18 protein-coding genes, 1 other RNA gene and 1 pseudogene are annotated in these 18,875 nt (G+C 59.0%); 3 read left to right on the top strand and 17 right to left on the bottom strand.

Translation table 11 applies throughout. The features are described 5' to 3' along the window. Positions 1 to 64: 64 nt before the first annotated feature. Entirely contained in the window at positions 65 to 1,783 is a 1,719-nt protein-coding gene (locus HMPREF9163_RS08290) for a methyl-accepting chemotaxis protein (RefSeq protein WP_009441286.1), read from the bottom strand. A 176-nt stretch (positions 1,784 to 1,959) separates the two neighbouring features. Here HMPREF9163_RS08290 and HMPREF9163_RS08295 point away from each other — a divergent pair, with 176 nt between their 5' ends. Together HMPREF9163_RS08295 and HMPREF9163_RS08300 are read left to right on the top strand one after the other, a co-directional pair. After that, entirely contained in the window at positions 1,960 to 2,289 is a 330-nt protein-coding gene (locus HMPREF9163_RS08295) for a hypothetical protein (RefSeq protein WP_009441287.1), read from the top strand. A gap of 58 nt (positions 2,290 to 2,347) precedes the next feature. Then, complete coding sequence (locus tag HMPREF9163_RS08300; protein WP_009441288.1) at positions 2,348 to 2,929, top strand: flavodoxin family protein; 582 nt, start codon at positions 2,348 to 2,350, stop codon at positions 2,927 to 2,929. 104 nt (positions 2,930 to 3,033) lie between these two features. Here HMPREF9163_RS08300 and lptB read toward each other — a convergent pair whose 3' ends face one another. The 16 genes and pseudogenes from lptB to HMPREF9163_RS12535 all read right to left on the bottom strand — a co-directional run. Beyond that, positions 3,034 to 3,753: an LPS export ABC transporter ATP-binding protein gene (gene lptB / locus HMPREF9163_RS08305; RefSeq protein ID WP_009656086.1), complete on the bottom strand. Its 720-nt coding sequence runs from the start codon at positions 3,751 to 3,753 to the stop codon at positions 3,034 to 3,036. 12 nt (positions 3,754 to 3,765) lie between these two features. After that, a complete protein-coding gene (locus HMPREF9163_RS08310) occupies positions 3,766 to 4,461 on the bottom strand; it encodes an LptA/OstA family protein (RefSeq protein ID WP_009441290.1) in 696 nt (231 codons plus the stop codon). After that, on the bottom strand, positions 4,458 to 5,003 hold the full coding sequence (gene lptC, locus HMPREF9163_RS08315) for an LPS export ABC transporter periplasmic protein LptC (RefSeq protein ID WP_009441292.1): 546 nt from the start codon (positions 5,001 to 5,003) through the stop codon (positions 4,458 to 4,460). Before lptC ends, HMPREF9163_RS08310 begins: the two co-directional genes overlap by 4 nt. Continuing rightward, positions 5,003 to 5,917, bottom strand: coding sequence for a lysophospholipid acyltransferase family protein (locus HMPREF9163_RS08320; protein ID WP_037346679.1), 915 nt, complete (start codon positions 5,915 to 5,917; stop codon positions 5,003 to 5,005). Before HMPREF9163_RS08320 ends, lptC begins: the two co-directional genes overlap by 1 nt. A gap of 20 nt (positions 5,918 to 5,937) precedes the next feature. Next, complete coding sequence (locus HMPREF9163_RS08325; protein ID WP_009441294.1) at positions 5,938 to 6,495, bottom strand: HAD family hydrolase; 558 nt, start codon at positions 6,493 to 6,495, stop codon at positions 5,938 to 5,940. Further along, complete coding sequence (locus HMPREF9163_RS08330) at positions 6,495 to 7,472, bottom strand: SIS domain-containing protein (RefSeq protein WP_009441295.1); 978 nt, start codon at positions 7,470 to 7,472, stop codon at positions 6,495 to 6,497. The genes HMPREF9163_RS08325 and HMPREF9163_RS08330 overlap by 1 nt, the downstream gene beginning before the upstream one ends. Before the next feature lie 9 nt (positions 7,473 to 7,481). Then, positions 7,482 to 8,309 (bottom strand): 3-deoxy-8-phosphooctulonate synthase, encoded by an 828-nt coding sequence (kdsA, locus tag HMPREF9163_RS08335; RefSeq protein WP_009656067.1) that lies wholly within the window; start codon positions 8,307 to 8,309, stop codon positions 7,482 to 7,484. 87 nt (positions 8,310 to 8,396) lie between these two features. Then, entirely contained in the window at positions 8,397 to 9,131 is a 735-nt protein-coding gene (gene kdsB / locus HMPREF9163_RS08340) for a 3-deoxy-manno-octulosonate cytidylyltransferase (protein WP_009441298.1), read from the bottom strand. A 90-nt stretch (positions 9,132 to 9,221) separates the two neighbouring features. Further along, a complete protein-coding gene (gene lpxK, locus HMPREF9163_RS08345) occupies positions 9,222 to 11,738 on the bottom strand; it encodes a tetraacyldisaccharide 4'-kinase (protein ID WP_009441299.1) in 2,517 nt (838 codons plus the stop codon). Positions 11,739 to 11,740: 2 nt separating this feature from the next. Beyond that, positions 11,741 to 13,465 carry a lipid A export permease/ATP-binding protein MsbA gene (gene msbA, locus HMPREF9163_RS08350; RefSeq protein ID WP_009441300.1) on the bottom strand — a complete coding sequence of 575 codons (1,725 nt, stop codon included), beginning with the start codon at positions 13,463 to 13,465 and terminating at the stop codon, positions 11,741 to 11,743. A gap of 197 nt (positions 13,466 to 13,662) precedes the next feature. Then, positions 13,663 to 14,820 (bottom strand): lipid-A-disaccharide synthase, encoded by a 1,158-nt coding sequence (gene lpxB / locus HMPREF9163_RS08355; protein ID WP_037346682.1) that lies wholly within the window; start codon positions 14,818 to 14,820, stop codon positions 13,663 to 13,665. 224 nt (positions 14,821 to 15,044) lie between these two features. Continuing rightward, positions 15,045 to 15,848, bottom strand: a complete 804-nt coding sequence (locus tag HMPREF9163_RS08360) for an LpxI family protein (protein WP_009441302.1) — start codon at positions 15,846 to 15,848, stop codon at positions 15,045 to 15,047. 9 nt (positions 15,849 to 15,857) lie between these two features. Further along, positions 15,858 to 16,670 carry an acyl-ACP--UDP-N-acetylglucosamine O-acyltransferase gene (gene lpxA / locus HMPREF9163_RS08365; protein WP_009441303.1) on the bottom strand — a complete coding sequence of 271 codons (813 nt, stop codon included), beginning with the start codon at positions 16,668 to 16,670 and terminating at the stop codon, positions 15,858 to 15,860. A gap of 169 nt (positions 16,671 to 16,839) precedes the next feature. Further along, positions 16,840 to 17,280: a 3-hydroxyacyl-ACP dehydratase FabZ gene (gene fabZ, locus HMPREF9163_RS08370; protein ID WP_009441304.1), complete on the bottom strand. Its 441-nt coding sequence runs from the start codon at positions 17,278 to 17,280 to the stop codon at positions 16,840 to 16,842. A gap of 1 nt (position 17,281) precedes the next feature. Beyond that, positions 17,282 to 18,106 (bottom strand): UDP-3-O-acyl-N-acetylglucosamine deacetylase, encoded by an 825-nt coding sequence (lpxC, locus tag HMPREF9163_RS08375; protein ID WP_009441305.1) that lies wholly within the window; start codon positions 18,104 to 18,106, stop codon positions 17,282 to 17,284. Between the two features lie 134 nt (positions 18,107 to 18,240). Continuing rightward, positions 18,241 to 18,387, bottom strand: a pseudogene (locus HMPREF9163_RS12535) (ABC transporter substrate-binding protein); the annotation flags it as partial. A 25-nt stretch (positions 18,388 to 18,412) separates the two neighbouring features. Here HMPREF9163_RS12535 and ssrA point away from each other — a divergent pair. Continuing rightward, positions 18,413 to 18,764, top strand: a transfer-messenger RNA (tmRNA) gene (ssrA, locus tag HMPREF9163_RS11575). The last annotated feature ends 111 nt before the right edge of the window (positions 18,765 to 18,875 follow it).

Consider the following 18,875-nt stretch of genomic DNA (forward strand, 5'->3'; position numbering starts at 1 on the left):
GTCAAGGAGTATTTTTCAATCAAAAAGGGGCACGTTCACCATGCGCGCCCCTCCAAAATATTGCTTACACCTTAAACTTATCCGTCTCGGACTGCAGATCCGTTGCCATGTCGGCGAGGCTGCGGCTCGAGGAGGCGATCTCCTCCATGCCCGCCGCCTGTTCCTCAGTTGCTGCGGAGACGTTATGCGACTCGCTGCCGATGCCCTTTGCCGAGGTATCCACAGCGCTCATGCCCTGAATGATCGAGTTCATGTTCTCGCGCAGTTCGAGGACACGCTTGCTGACGGCGAGCGATGCGGTCTTGACATCCTCGACCATGTTCAGGATCAGCGAGAAGGTCTCGCCCGTCGCCGTGACGTTCTCCTTGCCCTTCTCAGCCTCACGGCGCCCTTCCTCCATCGAGGCAACGGCGTGGTTCGTCTCCTCCTGGATGCTGCGGATGAGCTCGGAGATCTGCTGCGATGCGTTCTGCGACTCCTCCGCGAGCTTGCGGACTTCCTCTGCAACGACAGCGAAGCCGCGCCCGTGCTCTCCTGCACGCGCCGCCTCAATCGCCGCGTTGAGCGCGAGGAGATTCGTCTGTCCCGAGATGCTCGAGATGATCTCGACGATATTGCCAATCTCCTTCGAGCGCTCACCGAGCTTGCTGACAATCTCGCCTGTCTGCTGAACGGTGCGCGCGATCGAGTTCATCTGCTCGACCGTCGTCTGCACGAAGGCATTCCCCTCCGCCGCCTTCTCCGCCGTCGCCTGCGTCTGCTCACGCGCACGGCGCTGATTTGTAATCGCCTCTTCCAAGCCGCGCTGGAATTCCTCCACAGTCACGCGGCTCTCGTCGATGCTCTGCAGCTGCTTCTCCGCCGCCTCTGCGACCTCCGTGATGGACTGGGCAACATTCTGCGTCACCTGCGCCGACTGGTTTGCATTCGCCGTCAGTTCCTCCGACGAGCTGGCAACATCCGTTGCCGTCGTCTTGATCTTGCGGATCATTGCCTGCATGCTCTCGACCATTGTGTTGAACTGATGGGCAATGTGTGCAAACTCATCATCGCCGTCCAGCACGATCTTCGAGCGCAGATCACCGCCCGCAATATGGCGCGCCCCGTCGAGAATCGTATCCACAGAGTTCTTGATATTTTTGAGAAGCAGGACAAGGATGACGATCGAGAGAATGACAACAACGGACAATGCAATGATCGTCGTCAGCCACACGCCCGAGAAAACATCCTCACTGTGCGCCATCTCCGCGCGCGCGAGACGCACGCTGTCCGCCTTGTCCTCCTCGAGGATGTCCGTCATGCGCTTGTAGACATCCGCCTGCTCATTGAATGCCAGCTCGACGGCGCCCTCTTGGTCACCTGCATCCATGAGATCCGTTGCGTGCTGACGCGCTTCCGCATAATTCTTGCGTTCCTGCTTGAGTTTTTCGAGACGCGCAAGCTTCTGCGTGCGATCTGCCTCGTTTGGGAACGGCGCTTCCTGGATCGCCTTCTCATACTCCTCGTATGCCTTGTTCAGCTTCGGCGTGAGCTGGGAGATCAGTCCTGCTGCACGCGCACGCTCCTCCTCGTTCGGCGCGGTGATACGCATGAGTTCGTACTCACGCCCGTCCGCCGAGAGCGCCTGCACCTGACCGCCCACATTGAGAACGTGCGCCCAACTGAACACACTGACCGTGTTGTTGTTGAGCACGCCGCTCGCGTGATTTGCATAGAATCCATAGCCGGCAAACATGACGACCAGGAATCCAATGCTCAGTACGATTTTCTTTGCTACTGACATTTCTCAATTCCCTCCAAAAACAAACAAAGGATTCTCTCAGCTTCAGTAAAATGAAACTTCCCTTAGAGTATTTTGATTATAACACCGACTCTTTCAAAAAACCATATGGCGACAAAGTTTTTTATATGATATACTGACACTGTGCTTACAATAAATAAACAAAAGGACGGACAGCAATGGCAAAAATGTTAAAAAAGCTGCAACAGAAGATTACACCACCGGAAAAGCCAAAGGCAGCGCCGCCTCCGGGCAAGGATTATCTGCTTCTCATCCTCATGGCATTCACCGTAATGGTCATCATTGCCGCATGGGAAAATCTGGACACGCTGACGCTCACCATGTATATCCTGCTGACGCTCTCGCTCGGGCTCACCTACACACGTCGACATGCGGTGGAGCGCCTCACCGAGACACAGATGATGATCGTCACGCGCGCAAGCTTTGTCACCATCGGCATGGCAGGCGCACTCTTCCTCATCGACGCCTATCGTCGCTTCTTCGCCTGACAGCATTTTGCTCCCCCCACCGACGGAAAGAGCCAGACCAAGTAAAAGGAGGCACATCATGAAAGTTTTGATGATCAACGGCAGCCGCAGAGAGCGCAGCTGCACCTACACAGCGCTCTCCATCATTGGGGACATCCTCAAGGAGGAAGGCATTGACTCTGAAATCGTCTTCGTCGGCAGGGATGCTGTGAACGGGAATCTGAATGCACTCATAAAATCCTTGGGAGAAAAATGTGCCGAAGCGGACGGCTTCGTCTTTGGATCGCCCGTGTACTACGCTTCGCTCACAGGAGAGATCAAGCTCGTTCTCGACCATTTATTCGGGAGTCATCGCGACAAGATGCGCTGCAAGCCCGCAGCGATTGTCGCATCTGCGCGGCGCGCTGGAACGACGGCCACATTGGATGTACTCGCAAAGTATCCGGCAATCACCGAGATGCCAATCGTCTCCTCCAGCTACTGGCCGATGGTTCACGGTAACACGCCGGAGGATGTCATGAAGGATGAAGAGGGCGTCGGCGTCATGAAGCAGCTCGGCAAGAATATGGCATGGATGCTGAAATGTATTGCAGCCGGCAGAGCTGCGGGAATCGACACGCCAAATCCTCCTGATTACCATAAGACAAATTTTATCAGATAAAGCGCGATTGTACTGCGCTAATGGGATACATGGTCTAACACTTTTTACTATGTATCTTTCCAATAGAAAAGCCGACCTGCAATAGATCGGCTTTTTGTTTGCGCTCAAAGGCTGAAATTCTCTCCAAGATAGAACTTGCGCGCAATCGGACTCTCGGCGATGGTCTTGCTGTCACCCTCGAGGAGGAGTTTGCCCTCGCTGAGCAGGTAGACGCGGTCGACGATGTGGAGGGTCTCACGCACGTTGTGATCCGTAATCAGGATGCCCATGCCGCGCTGACGCAGGTACTCGATGATCTCCTGGATGTCGGCGACGGCGAGCGGATCGACACCCGCGAACGGCTCATCGAGGAGGATGAACTGCGGCTCGAGCGCGAGACAGCGCGCGATCTCGACGCGGCGGCGTTCGCCGCCCGAGAGTTCCGTACCGCGGCGATCGCGGACGTGTCCGATGTGGAACTCCTCAAGAAGCCCGTCGAGCTTGTGCTTCTGCTCTGCCTTTGAGAGCTTCGTCGTCTCGAGAATTGCCGCAATGTTCTCCGTGACGGTGAGCTTGCGGAAGATGGATGCCTCCTGCGTGAGGTAGCTGATTCCGAGCTCCGCGCGCCGATACATGGGATAGTCTGTAATGCAGATGTCGGAGAGATAGACATCGCCGTGCGTGGGCTTTTCAAGGCCGACGATCATGTAGAAGGTCGTCGTCTTGCCCGCTCCGTTGGGCCCTAGGAGCCCCACGATCTCCCCCTTGTCGATGCGGACGGAGATGCGGTCAACGACGATGCGGCTGCCGAATTTCTTGACGAGATTGCGGGATTCGAGATGCACGTTCAAGCCCCCTCACTCGGTCACGGCGCTGCCGTCGTCCGAAAGATAGACGGTCATGTGATTGCTGCGCGCCATATTGTTCCCTTGGAAGACCCACGCATTCCCATCGAGCACGACATAGGGCTTCTCCGCGCTGCCAAAATATTCCATGCGGTCGCCGCCACCCTCGAGATCGCGCGGCGGGCTGACGATGTGCGCACTCCCCGTTCCGACGAAGCGATTTTCCTTCATCCATCCCTCGAGACGGTCTGACGTGAGCGTTCCGTCAGCGCTCGTGATCGTTCCGCCGGACGCCGCAAGGATGTAGTCATTCTGAGATGGATAGTAGTCGACCTGAGGACCCGTAAACGTGCGGTCTGCCTTCGTCATACTGACGCTGCCCGAGGCCTGCCAATGATCCTGTCCGACGCCCGAGAGCCTGTCACAGGAGAGATTCATATCGTCGCGCACGGCGCGGACACCGCCCTCGACCGTGCCCTCCTCGGTCTTCGTATTATACGTTGCACGCGCCCCTGTGACCCAGCCCGACCCCTGCTCCATGCGGACGTTCGTCTCCGCTGTGATGAGCCCCGTACGCGTGTCGTAGGTGAGGCTGTCTGCCGTGAGATTCGTCGGCTCCGTGCCCTGCTGTGCCGCCGATGCTGCCGCAGAGAGTGCACCCGCCGCGAGCAGCACGAGAATGCCCCGATAGAGTTTCTTCTTCGTCATTGTGCCCCACCTTTTTCTATACGTGCGTTGCCGATCACGCTGAATTTCTGAAAGCCATCCGTGCTCACAATGCGGTCGCCCGTCGCACGGATATCATCGCGTACGATCTCGGCATCGCCCTCAGCGCTGAGGCTGCCCTCCGCCGCCGTCCACCGCAGTTCCTTTGCACGCAGGCTCGCTCCGTCACTCGTCTGTGCCTCAATGTTTCCTGTCACCACAACATCGCGCGTCACACTGTCCATGTGCCCCTCCGCCGCCTTGAGCGTCAGGCTGCGCCCGTCCTCCGTGTAGAATGTCCCATCGATCTGCACCATGCTCGTATCGTTGGTATCGATGTCGACATTCACCTGCGAAGCGGTCATCTTCCAGACAGTACGTCCGTCGCGCTCTTCGCTGAGCGTATTGTCCGCATAGGACATGACGCGCGAACCATGCTGCGTATCCGTCTGCTCCGGGATCTCGGGCACTGTTGCAATCGCCCAGACGATGAGTCCTGCGAGGAGGGCGGCACCGCCGCCATAGAGCCATTTGCTCTGCGCCATCAATCCCCCTCCTTCGCTGCTGCCGATACGTGATGTTTCCCCGTCTTCTGCTCCTCGGGCGGGGTGTTCCAACGCTTTTGAAACCAAATCCACTGCGTTGGATTTTCGCGGATGACGCGCTCGACGATTGCCGTCATCTGCACGGTGAATTCATGGAGGTCGCGGTCACTGTCTCCCGTGTCGGGGCAGCGCAGGATCTCGCCGACGATTACCTTGTGCTTTCCATTCGGTTGACGCAGGATGAATGCGGGCACGACGGGCGATTTGAACTTGCGCGAAAAGACCGCAGGGCCGAGCGGCGTCGATGCCGTACGACCGAGGAACTCAATGAACGCGCCGCCGGGTCCTCCGTCCTGATCGGCGAGAAAGCCGAGGAGCCGCCCGCGCTTCAGCGCACGCGCCGCCGCGATCAGCTCGCTCGTACCGCGCGAGAAAATCTCGACGTGGATGGTCGCGCGCAGATCGTCGAGCACGCGCGTGTACTGGATATTCGGCTGTGGCTTTGCAATCGCGCTGACGGGGATGCCGTTCAGCGTAAACGCCGCGGAGAGCCACTCCCAGCAGCCAACGTGCCCCGTGAGCACGACGACGCCGCGCCCCTCGGCAAGTGCCTCCTGCATGCGCTCGAGATGATCAATCTCGATGTAGTCGTTGAGATTCTGCTCGTTCAGCATGGGCATCGCGAGGATGTCGAGGACGTTGCGCGCCATATTGATAAAGGAGGCGCGCACGAGCCGCTTTGCCTCCCGCTCGTCAATGCCGAGCGCAGGCATCATATGCTCCACAGAGCGGCGGCGCATCTTCGGGATCAGCAGATAGTAGAGGTTGCCGAGCACCCACCCTGCGCCGAGCAGAAAGGGACGCGGCGTGCGGCACGCAAGATAACTGAGAAACATGAGTGTATTATAGAGCACTGCCGCACCTCCTCTTCCAGTTATTGGGCAACTTCATTAACATTCGTTTGAAATGCCGTAAGAATCTCATCCCATCGCCCCTGCGTCTTTAGGATAATTTCATAGATTTCACGCACGGCACCGTGTCCGCCGCGTTCATTCGCGATGATCTGCGCTGCGTCCTTTACCTCTGGCACAGCATCGCCCACCGCGCAGGGCAGTCCAACCATGCGCATCACGGGAAGATCAATGATGTCATCACCGATGTAGGCGATCTCCTCGTCCGTCAGCCCCGTTTGCGCCTTGATGTCTGCGTAGGCAGTACATTTATTGCGGCAGCCCTGATAAACGAGATCGATATGCAGCTCCTTGGAACGGTGCTCGACAATCGCAGACGAACGACCCGTAATGATGGCGGTGATAAGTGCTGCTCTCGGTGCCAGCGAGATGACAAGCCCGTCACGCGCAAAGAATGGCTTATACAGCTCGCTCCCGTCGGGGGCGACGTAGACCCCCCCATCCGTGAGCACCCCGTCCACGTCTAGGATCACGCATTTGATTTTCTTCGCGCGCTCTATTGCGCCCTCTCGAATTGGCATCACACAACCCCCTGACGCAGAAGATCGGTCAGATGTACGATGCCGACGGGTATACCCGCATCATCGACGACGGGCAGAACGGTGACGGGGCGCGGCTGGTGTTTCTCCATGACGGAGAGTGCCGCCGCCGCCATCTTGTCCGGCGTAATCGTGAGCGGCGTGGCGAACATGATGCTCTCCACGTCCTTGTCGAGGAAGTTGTAGTCCTTCGCAAGCGCGCGGCGGATGATGCCGTCCGTGACGAGTCCGATGAATTTGCCCGCCGCGTCAACCACGGACACGGCGCCGAGCCCCTTGTCCGTCATGACGAAGAGCGCGTCCTTCGCCGTCGTATTGTACGCGACAACAGGGTTTTCCTCACCCGTGTGCATGACATTTGCGACCGTGAGGAGCAGCTTGCGCCCGAGCGCGCCGCCCGGATGGAAGAGCGCATAGTCCTCCTTCTTGAAGTCGCGCGCCTCCATGAGCGCCATCGCGATCGCGTCGCCCATTGCGAGCGTCGCTGTCGTGGAGCTGGTTGGTGCGAGCCCGAGTGGGCACGCCTCGCGCTCGACGCCAATGTCGATGTAGAAGTCTGCGCTGCGTCCAAGCTGGGACTTGCGTCTGCCACACATGGCGACAATTCGCGCCCCGATACGGTGGATGATGGAGAGGATATTCACAACCTCGTTCGACTCGCCGCTGTTCGAGATGGCGATAACGATGTCGTCCGCCGTCACCATGCCGAGATCACCGTGAAACGCCTCGGCGGGGTGCATGAAGAACGAAGGTGTTCCCGTACTCGCAAGCGTCGCCGCGATCTTGCGTCCGACGTGACCGGATTTGCCCATGCCCGTGACGACAACACGCGCCTTGCAGTCCAAAATCGCGCGCACCGCCGCCTCAAAATCATCGTCGATCCGCTCTGCGAGCTGCGCGACCGCCTGCGCCTCGAGCTGAAGCGTCTCGATTGCCTTTTCGCGAATGCTCTGTGCCATATATCTCTCCTACTTCAGCTTTTTGCGTACCACCTCGTAGATAGCGAGGGCATCCTTCAGGAGGTCTTCGAGTTTGTCGAGATAGACCATGTTCGCCCCGTCCGACAGCGCCTCGGGCGGGTTGTCATGCACCTCGAGGAAGAGTCCGTCAATGCCCGCACCTACAGCCGCGCGCACGAGGTACTCAACGTACTCGCGCTGTCCGCCCGAGCTTGTGCCCGCGCCGCCCGGCAGCTGTACGCTGTGCGTTCCGTCGAAGATGACGGGATAGCCAAAGCTGCGCATGATGGGGAAGGAGCGCATATCCACGACGAGGTTGTTGTAGCCGAAGCTCTCGCCGCGCTCCGTGAGGAGGATGCGGTCGCTGCCGCTCTCGTGGATCTTGTCGACGACGTTGCGCATATCGTTCGGCGAGAGGAACTGCCCCTTCTTCACGTTGACGATGGCGCCCGTCTGTGCCGCCGCATGCAGGAGGTCTGTTTGACGCGAGAGGAATGCGGGGATCTGCAGGATGTCCGCAACCTTTGCGACGGGCTCTGCCTGACACGTCTCGTGGATGTCCGTCACGACGGGCACGCCAAGCTCGTCGCGGATTGCGCCGAGGATCTTCACGCCCTCCTCGAGCCCGGGTCCGCGGAAGCTGTGGTAGGCGGAGCGGTTCGCCTTGTCAAAGGATGCCTTGAATACGTAGGGAATGCCGAGACGATCCGTGATCTCCTTGATGCCGCGTCCGATCAGGAGCGAGCGCTCGAGTCCTTCGAGGACGCAGGGTCCTGCGAGGAGCACCAACGGCTCACCGCCGCCGATCTCAAAATTCGCCAGCTTCACTTTGTTCATCTTCATGGCTCCTTTCAACAATCATGTGATAACACCGCACGAATTTATGCGGATTTATGCTTATTATAAAATTTTCGCGCGCAGAGGTCAATAAATGCCCTGCTTTTGATAAACTTCGTTGACAGCCGCAAGGTCTTCCTCGGTGTCGACGCCGATAAAGACGGCATCGGTCTCGATGACGCGGATTGTGTGCCCGTTCTCGAGCGCGCGCAGCTGCTCGAGGGACTCGGAGAGTTCGAGCGAGGTCTGCGCCATGCGCGCATACGCAAGCAAGAAGTCGCGGCGATAGGCATAGATGCCGATGTGCTTGTATACCTGTGCGCCCGGATTGCGCGCGTACGGGATGCGCGCACGGGAGAAGTAGAGCGCATTGCCGCGTTGGTCGGTGATGACCTTGACGTTGTTCGGATTCGCCATCTCCTCCTCATCCGTGAGCAGTGTCTTTGCCGTTGCCATTGGTAGGCTGCCGTCCGCGAGAAACGGTTCAACAAGTGCATCGATCACGGCGGGGTCGATGAGCGGTTCGTCGCCCTGCACGTTGATGATGAGGTCGTAGTCCGTCATCTTCTCTGCGACCTCGGCGAGGCGATCCGTCCCCGTCGCATGGTCGGCACGCGTCATGACGGCACGTCCGCCGTGCTTCTCGACGGCAGCGAGGATGCGCTCGTCGTCCGTTGCAACGACGACATCCTGCACGAGCCGCGCCCGCACGGCGCGCTCATAGACGCGCACGATCATGGGCTTACCTGCGATGTCGCGCAGCGGCTTGCCCGGCAGACGTGTGGATGCGTAGCGCGCGGGAATAATGCAGAGAACCTTCATGCGATCACCTTCCGTGTCAACATATGACTGTATAAGTATGAAGCAGTGCGATGCCCCTAAACGTTCGCGTAGGGTTCGCTCTGCAAACGGTTACGATGTAGTAGGTCGCAGTTTCGCAGCAAGCTGCTCTTCGAGCGTGCGGAAGAACTCCTCGCGCCCCTTCTGGAACGTGACCTCGACGGAGATCACATAGATGGGGACGCGCCACTTCGCGCGCACGACATCTGCCGGCACCTTCACCGCGTCCTTCTCCGTGATGACAATCGCCTCGACGCCAAGCGTCTCCGCACGGTAGAGTACCTCCGCCATATCGCGTTCGCCGTAGTCGTGGTGATCGGGATAGCGCATGCTCTCCACCATTTCGACGCCGAGGTCTGCGAGGGTCTGCTCAAACGAGGCGGGATTGCCGATCGCGGAGACCGCGAGCACCTTCTTCCCCTCCATCTCCGTGACTGGTACACCGCCCGCCGCAATATCCTCGTACCAGTCCGAAAGCCGCACGAACTGACGCGGCTGATGGATACTCTCGAGGATGATGCCGTCCTGATTGTAGCTGCGGAACGTCTCCCAGATGTGTGTGATTGCACCTGGCGCCGCCTGATCGACCTTCGTCATCAGGCAGACATCGGCGCGGTCGATATGCGAGAGCGGCTCGCGCAGCGTCCCGCGCGGCAGGAGATAGCCGTTACCGAAGACGTTCACCGCGTCGACGAGCAGGATGTCCATATCGCGCGCAAGCTGCCAGTGCTGGTACCCGTCGTCGAGAATCGCCACCTCCGCACCGAAATGCTCGATGGCATAGCGTCCCGTGACGGCACGCTGCGGTCCAATGAGCACAGGCACGTTGGGCAGATGCTTTGCCAGCATAAACGCCTCATCGCCCGCCGTCTCCGCGTCCATCTTCAGCGTGCGCCCGTCGGAGACAATACCGACCTCGCCGCGCCACTTCGCACGGTAGCCGCGGTTCAGAATGACGACGCGGTAGCCCATCGCGTCAATCGCACGCGCGAGATGTTGTGCCGTCGGCGTCTTTCCCGTGCCGCCGACCGTGACGTTGCCGAGGCTGATGACAAAGCAGGGCAGCTGCTCCTTCTTGACCCAGCCCCAGCGGTACATTGTGAGTTTCAGATTCACCAGCTGCTCATAGATGAGCGAGAATACGTAGAACACGCCCATGATGAGCCTGCGCGAAATACCGCGCACCTCCTTGTCATGGACGAGATCGATAAAGTAGGTCTGGAAATTCGCGACCTTCTGCGTCGCCCGTACGCGATGCTTGCTGATGCGCTCCTGCGCGCGCAGGGCACGACGCGACTCATACACCGCGAGCATATCGACAAGGATCTGTGCCGACTTCGCCGACGCCCCCTTGTTCTCGTTGATGATCGCAAGTGTCTCACGCTCAAGGCGTTCACGCTCGGCATCATCGCCAAACAGGCGTAGGGTCTCGTGCGTAAGTTCCTCCCCGTTCGTGACGGTCACGACGGCATTGCGGTTGCGGAAGAGCGCGTGAATGTCCTTGAAGTTGAACATCTGATTGCCGACGATGATCGCCTTGCCGTGCGCCGCAGGCTCGAGTATGTTGTGCCCGCCGTGCGGGATGAGGCTGCCACCGATGTAGATCACATCACCAAGCCCATAGACGCGCCCAAGTTCGCCGACCGTATCGAGGATCACGATGTCCTCGCCGCCCTCTGCGCCCTTTTGCAGATTCTTGCGCGTATTGACGGTAAAGCCTGCCTTGCGGCAGAGATGTTCGACCTCAATCGTGCGCAGCACCTCGCGCGGCGCAATAATGAGCCGCACGTTCGGATCACGCTCACGTACAGCAGCGAATGCAGCGAGTACGAGCTCCTCCTCGCCGCGGTGGGTCGAGCCCGCAATCATGATATGGCTCGCGCCCGTGAGGCCGAGTTCCTGGATGAGCGCGGCACGCTCCTCGGGGCTAACGCTCGTATACGCCTGATCGAATTTCGTGTTGCCCGTGACCGTGACGAGCTCGCGCGGCGCGCCGAGGCGCATGATGTAGTCTGCATCAATGCTCGACTGCATGGCGAAGCATTTCACCGTCCCGATCATCTCGCGCAGCATGCCGAGCAGATATTTGTACTGCTTCACGCTACGGTCACTGATGCGGCCGTTGACCATCATAACGGGTACATCGAGCTGCTTTGCCTTCTTCAGGAAGTTCGGCCACAGCTCCGTCTCCACGGGCAGGAAAACGCGCGGACGGATGCGTCCCACGACGCGCGAAGCGAGGAAGGGCAGATCGAGGGGGAAGTAGATAATGGCGTCCGCGTCCTTGATGATGCGGTGCGCCATCTCATAGCCGCCCGTTGTGACGACGGAAACGAGGATGGGGCTATGTGGGAATGCCTTGCGGAATTCGCGTATGAGAGGGCTCGTCGCGACAATCTCGCCAACGGATGCCGCGTGTACCCAGATCGCATTTTTCCCCGCGACCTTCTCAATCGTCTCCTTCGGGTAGAAACCGAAGCTCTGCTTGATGCGCTCGACAAAGCCGCGCTCCCGTGTGGCGCGCAGCATGAAGATCGGTATGATGATGGTGACGATGAGGATTGCCGCTAGATTGTAGAGAAATCTCATGCTCACTCTCCCCGAAACTGAATATCATAGAGGTGCTGATAGAGCCCGCCCTTTGCGAGCAACTCCTCGTGCGTTCCCTGCTCCACAATGCGCCCCGCATCGATGACATAGATGCGGTCAGCATGGAATACCGTCGAGAGGCGGTGCGCAATGACAAAGCTCGTGCGCCCAACCATGAGGTTGTCGAGCGCCGCCTGCACGATCTTCTCGCTCTCCGTATCGAGCGCAGAGGTCGCCTCGTCGAGAATGAGGATGCGCGGGTCTTTCAGGATCGCGCGTGCGATGGCAATGCGCTGACGCTGTCCACCCGAGATGCTCACGCCGCGCTCGCCGATCTGTGTATCGTAGCCGTGCTCGAGCTCCATGATGAAGTTGTGCGCGTTCGCTGCACGCGCCGCCTGCTCGATTTCCTCATCCGTTGCGTCGAGCCGCCCGTAGCGGATGTTCTCGCGAATGGTCGTCGAGAAGAGCATCGTCTCCTGAGGCACAAGTCCGATCTGCCCGCGCAGGGATGCAAGCGTCACGTCACGGATGTCATGCCCGTCCACGGTAATCGCGCCGCTGTCCACCTCGTAGAAACGCGGAATAAGGTTTGCAATCGTCGACTTGCCCGCGCCCGAGGGGCCGACAAAGGCGATCATCTCGCCCGGCGCCGCTTCGAGCGAGATGCCGTCAAGCGCAGGACGCCCCTCCTTGTAGGAGAATTTCACGTTATCGAAGCGCACGCGCCCCTCCACGGGCGGGAGCGGCTGCGCATTCGGGCGATCCGTAATGCTCTCCTCGAGATCGACAATCGAAAAGACGCGGTCGACCGCAGCCATTGCCTTTTGGAGGTTGCCGTAGATGCGCGAGAGGCGCTTGACAGGATTTGCGAGGTTGACGGCATAGGTAAGGAACGCAACGAACGCGCCCGCCGTGATATCGCCGTTGACGACCTCATAGCCGCCGAACCAGACGATGAAGGTGACGGCAATTGCCGCGAGGAATTCGACGGTCGGCGTCAGCATGCTCGTCTGCTGGACGTTCTTCATCACCGCCTCGAAGTTGCGCTGATTGCTGTGCACGAAGCGGTCAATCTCATAGTCCTCACGCACAAAGGATTTCACCACACGCGTCGCAGAGAAGCTCTCCTGTAGCAGCGCCGTGATCTCGGCAAGGCGCTGTTGGATGACCGTGCTCGACTTCTTGATTTTGCGCCCGAAGATCTTCATCGCCTGGCCGACCATAGGGATGACGACGAGTGTCAGGAGGGAGAGTTTCCAATCGAGGTAGAACATGAGGGCAAGCGAACCGATGAGGATGCACCCCTCCGTCACCAGGTCGATGAGGTTGTCCACGAGCGCGGACTGAATCGCCGCAACATCGTTCGTGACGTAGCTCATGATCTCGCCCGTCTGGTGACGGTCATAGTACGCGAGCGGCATGCGCTGGAATTTGCGGAACATGACCTCGCGCACGTCGATGATGACCTTCTGCCCGATGTAGGAGACGAGGTAGGACTGCCCAAAATAAAAAATCCCGCGCAGGAAAAAGATGATGACGATGCCGATGCAGATGGCGTTCAGGAGCGCCATGTTCTTGTCGGCAAGCACGTCGTCGATCATGTCCTTGATGATCCACGGGACGTAGAGGTTCGCCGCAGAGGCGAGGATGATGCACACGATCGCGAGTCCGAATTTCTTCACGTACGGGCGCATATAGGCAAGCAGTCTTGTGTAATTCTTCATAGTTCTCCTACTGGAAAATTTTTACTGCATTTCAGTTTGACGTGAGTGCGCAGGGCGTGATGCCCCTAAGCGAACCCTAGTGGAGCAAGCGAAAACGAGGGCACGTTCTGCCCCCTGCGGATTTCTACCGTTCAAGCGAAGCGCGTTTGAGAATCGCAGGTATTTAGGCAGATATAAGTGCCCGACCGCTTGCGTAACTAAGCGTTCGCGTGGGGCTCACGTCCGTAGGCTCTCGCAAGCGCAAGAATCTTCTCCGCCACGCGGCGCGCGGCATTCGGCTCTCCGAGCACAGCGACGGCGCGCGCGAGACGCTCCGTCACATAGTCGCGCGCCGCACCGTCCGCGATGATGTTCTCCACCGCCTCGGCGATGCGCTCAGGCTGCACTTCGTCTTGCAGCAGCTCTGTTTCAAACGTTTCCCCAAGCAGAATATTCGGCAGGGAGAAGCGCGGTACATCGACGAGTAGCCGCCCGACGAGATAGGAGAGCACAGACATCCGATAGAGGACGACGACGGGCAGCCCCATGATTGCCGCCTCCATGACGACGGTGCCCGATGCCGCAATCGCTGCGCGCGCGATCCCCATGAGCGCATAGCGCGCGTCATGAGTGAGCGTCACCTCCAAGGACGAAGCGGCAAGGTGTCGCTGTATCTGCGTTGTATCAACACCGCCTGCAACGGGCAGGAAGAATCGCCGCATGCTGTCCCTTGCAGCAAGGATCTCCGCCGCACCGAGCATCGGCGGCAGCAGCCGCTCAATTTCCTCGCGGCGGCTGCCCGGCATGAGCAGAATCGGAATGTCGTCCGCACCGATGCCGAAATGATCCCGCGCCTCCTCTGCCCCCATCTCCGCGTGCACCGTGTCGATCAGCGGATTGCCGACAAAGGAGATGTTCGCCCCCGCCGCCTCATAGGGCGGCAGCTCATGCGGGAAGATCGCGACAATCTCATCTGCGAGTGCGGCACAGGACTTTGCCCGCCCCTTGCGCCACGCCCACGCAGAAGGCGGAATATAAGAAAAAACGGGGATGCCCCGCTCTTTCGCCCGCGCCGCGAGCCGCCAGTTAAAGTCCGGATAGTCGATGATGACAAGCACATCCGGACACTCCTCCTCCATGAGCCGCGTGAGGTCGTCGAGGAGGGCGAAGATGCGTCGGAGATTCAAGAGAACCGCCGAGATCCCCATGACGTTGTAGTCTGTATAGTTCTGACGGAGGACAACGCCCGCCGCTGCCATCTCCGCACCGCCGAAGCCGATGAGGCTGACGGCGGGGTCGAGCGCGCGCAGCTCACGCGCGAGCGCTGCCCCGTGGAGATCGCCCGAGGTCTCCCCCGCCGAAAGCATGATTTTCAAGTGGGCAGACCTCCTTGATATACCAGCTGTGCATGTCCCACGCGAACGCTTAGTTACGCAAGCGGTCGGGCACTTATCTGCCTAAATACCTGCGGACTTCTTAAACGCGCTTCGCTTGAACGAAAGAAATCCGCAGGGGGCAGAACGTTCCCTCGTTTCCGCTTGCTCCACTAGGGTTCGCTTAGGGGCATCGCACGCTCGCGCCAACATCACAGTATTCTGCCTTACATCGCGGCAATCGTAATGCCGTTTGCCTCTGCAAGCGCAATCGCGCGCTCCTTGTCAATGAAGAGGGTCTTGTCCGCCTCGATCACGAGTGCCGCCGCCTTTGCTGCAACCAGAGACTCGATCGTATCAAGTCCGACCGCCGGCACATCAAAGCGGCTGTCCTGCTGCGGCTTCGCCGCCTTTGCAACGACCGCGCCGTCGCCCGCAAGCTGGCCACCACGTCGGATGCAGGCATCTGTGCCCTCGATTGCCTCGAGTGCCATGACCGCGCGATTCTTCACAACGGCAGTCTGTCCCACATCGAGACGTCCGATCTCGCGTGCCATATGGAGTCCATACTCCATATCCGCACGCTCGGCGTCCGTCGGCTGACGGCTCGTCATCACCCCTGCCGAAGGCATAAGCGGGCGGATGAGTGCCGTCTGGTCGAGCGGGGTCACTCCGACCTTCATCAGCGCTCCGACGAACATCATCATGATTGTATCGTCGTTCTGGTTCGGCAGCTGCATGAGCATCCCACGCAGCATCTCGTCGGGCTGGATTGCGCCCGTGAAGAGCAGTTCCTTCGTCACCTTGCCGATCATCGTGACCTTCTTGATCTCTTCCTGCTGCAAATACGCAAGAATCGATGCAATCGAGCCGATGCTGATCTCACGATAGACCGATGCCGCATCCTTCAGCTCCGGATCGCAGTCCGGCAGGAGCGCAATCACATGTACCTCGAAGCCCTGCGCACGCGCCGCACGCGCGCACGCGGCGGGCAGATGTCCGACACCCGCGAGCAGACCCAGTTTTTCCATTATTACCCCTCACTCATCCTCGTGACGTTCGCGGCAGATCCCACGCTCCGCGTTGCGGAGAAAGCGCAGGAGATGATCGATCTCCTCACAGGAGTCCACCTCCTGCTCGATGACCGCGATCGCCTGCGTGAGGTTCAGCCCCGAACGATAGAGAATCTTATATGCCTGTTTGATGCGGCGGCGCACGTCGATGGGAATGCCCGCACGTGAGATGCCGACACTATTCAGCCCCACGGCGCGTGCGGGATGCCCGTCCACCATCGTGAACGGCACAACATCCTGCACGAGCTTTGACGTGCCGCCGATCATCGCATTGCGCCCGATCTTCACAAACTGATGGACGCCCGCCATGCCGCCGATGACCACGCCGTCCTCAACGATGGCGTGCCCCGCGAGCATCGCCGCATTGCTCATGATGATGCGGTTGCCGAGTATGCAGTTGTGCGCGATGTGCGTATACGCCATGAGCAGGCAATCGTCGCCGATGCGCGTCTCCTCCCCCTCGCCCGTCGCGCGGTGCACGGTCGCGCACTCGCGGATCGTCGTGCGGTCACCGATGAACGTATAGCTCTTCTCGCCCTTGAACTTCAGATCCTGCGGCACCTCACCGATGGATGCGCCCTGGAATATATGGCAGTCACGGCCGATCTGGGTCCACTCCTTGATCACAACGTGCGGGCCGATCTTCGTCCCCTCGCCGATCTGGACATGATCTGAGATGACCGCATAGGGGCCGATCTCCACGTTCTTCGCGATGCGCGCTGTCGGCGCAACGACTGCAGTCTCATGGATATAGGCAAGAACCTTGCTGCTGCCTGTCATCTATTTCAACTCCTTCAGCCCCAAACGAATTCAGGGCAGACATTTTCCACTCTCTCTTATCATCCGGCAGGAAGGCTGTGTATTCACCTCGGAAAATCAGCCGCATTCGCCGAATAATCCTGTTTATCTGTGGATTATGTCCGGTTTTCCTGCATTTATAGCTCAGTTTTTAGAGCTCATCCCCGTTTTTCAGCGCGAATTTGAAATCCGCCGAGGCAACGAGTTCATCCTCGACATAGGCATCCGCGTGCAGCACACCGAAGACACCGCGCACGCGCACGAGCTCCGCCTTCGTCACGACGACATCGCCGGGCACGACTGGGCGCTTGAACTTCACATTCTCCATTCCGCCGAAGAGCGCGATCTTGCCGCGATGTTCCTCGGGGTAAAGCATGGTGACGCCGCCCACTTGCGCCATCCCCTCGAGGAGAAGGACGCCGGGCATGATCGGATGTCCTGGGAAGTGCCCGAGGAAGAACGGCTCGTTCATCGTCACACACTTGATGCCCGTCGCCGATTTGAACGGCACAAGCTCCGTGATCCGATCCACAAGCAGCATCGGCGGGCGATGCGGCAGAATCTGCTGAATCTCATTGATGTCCAAAGTCATGCTATTCCCTCTCCTCTGCAATCTGTTTCGCCAGCGCCGTATTGAGTGCGTGCCCCGACGCAACTGCTATGATATGACCGCGAATCATGCCCGCGAGGCGCAGATCCCCGAGTACATCGAGGATCTTATGCCGCACGAGCTCGTTCGGGAAGTTCAGCGGATTCATCCATCCCTCATCGTTGTAGACGATCACCGTCTCGAGCGAGCCGCCGAGACCGAGTCCGTTCGCCTGCAGCGCTGCGACCTCCTTCTCATAGGCGATCGTCCGCGCGGGCGCAATCTCCTTCTCATACGCCTCGGGCGTGACCTCGAGATCGTAGTACTGCACGCCGATCAGCGGATGATCGTTCAGCGACGTGAACGAGACGCGCAGCCTGTCATAGGGCAGAGCCATGATGAAGTGACTGCCGTCGTCCACGCGATAGATGCGGTCAATCACCGTCACCCGCCGCTCTGCATCCTGCTCCACCGTGCCTGCCTCCGCAATCAGGCGGAAGAACGTGCGTGCACTGCCGTCCACCACGGGCGGCTCCTCCGCATCGAGCAGGACGAGGCAGTTGTCCACGCCCTGCACGTGCAGGGCGCTCATCAGATGCTCAATCGTAAAGAACTTCAGCGAGCCCGCACCGATCGTTGTTGCGCGCAGCGTCGCCGTCACATGTGCCGCCGTCGCAGGGACGGGCACAGCCTCGGGCAGATCGGAGCGCGCGAACAGTATGCCCGACCCCGGCGCCGCCGGAGCGAGTTCCATATGTACCGGCTTTCCCGAGTGCAGCCCGATGCCATCGTAGACCACACGCGCAGCCAGCGTTCTCTCTTTTTGCAAGTCATATCCTCCCAGGACACTGACATAGACTCATACATTTACATGATACTAAAATTTTTTCCATCTTGCAAGGAAAAACACAATTTGACAGAACACCTGCCTTCTGATATGATATGGATAAGCGCATATGCTCTCGGAAGCACTGATAAATTCAGCACGGACATCTTGGCACATCTTTTTCCTCCTGTCTTTGTCAACAAATCCTCCACATAGCTCTTGCTATGCGTCCGGTTTGTTTCCTTGACAGGATAAAAAATCTGCACCAATCTGACCGACTTCATTTTATCAGCGATTCCTCCCATTATCGGGGATGTAATGGTCTCGACGGGGATGGGTAGTATGTGGACAGCGAGCCGGGGGGTCATCAACCCGTTAGTAAGGTGAAACTTTTATTTAAACATAAAAGCAAACGAAGACTACGCTCTGGCGGCTTAAGCCAGCCCCTTTCCATCTGCCTCCCGCACGGAGGGATACAGGGGTCAACTGCGGGATACCTGAGAGCCATCGCACGATAACTCTCACGGGAACACCATCGTGATCGGCACGTCACAGCCTGTCTGCGGGCGGCGTCGCACCTAAAGCAAAACACAGACTGCGCTCGGAGAAATCCATGTAGTATTATCTTCGGACAGGAGTTCGATTCTCCTCATCTCCACCAACTCGACTGTATGAGCCGCCCATAGGGGCGGCTTTTTCATGCGTAAAAAATGGTACTGTTTATGCCGTAATGAAAAGCCTCCCCCGTGCGACACGGGGGAGGGGGACCGCG

Origin of the sequence: Selenomonas sp. oral taxon 138 str. F0429 (assembly GCF_000318175.2) — a bacterium.
Classification (GTDB): Bacteria; Bacillota; Negativicutes; order Selenomonadales; family Selenomonadaceae; genus Centipeda; species Centipeda timonae.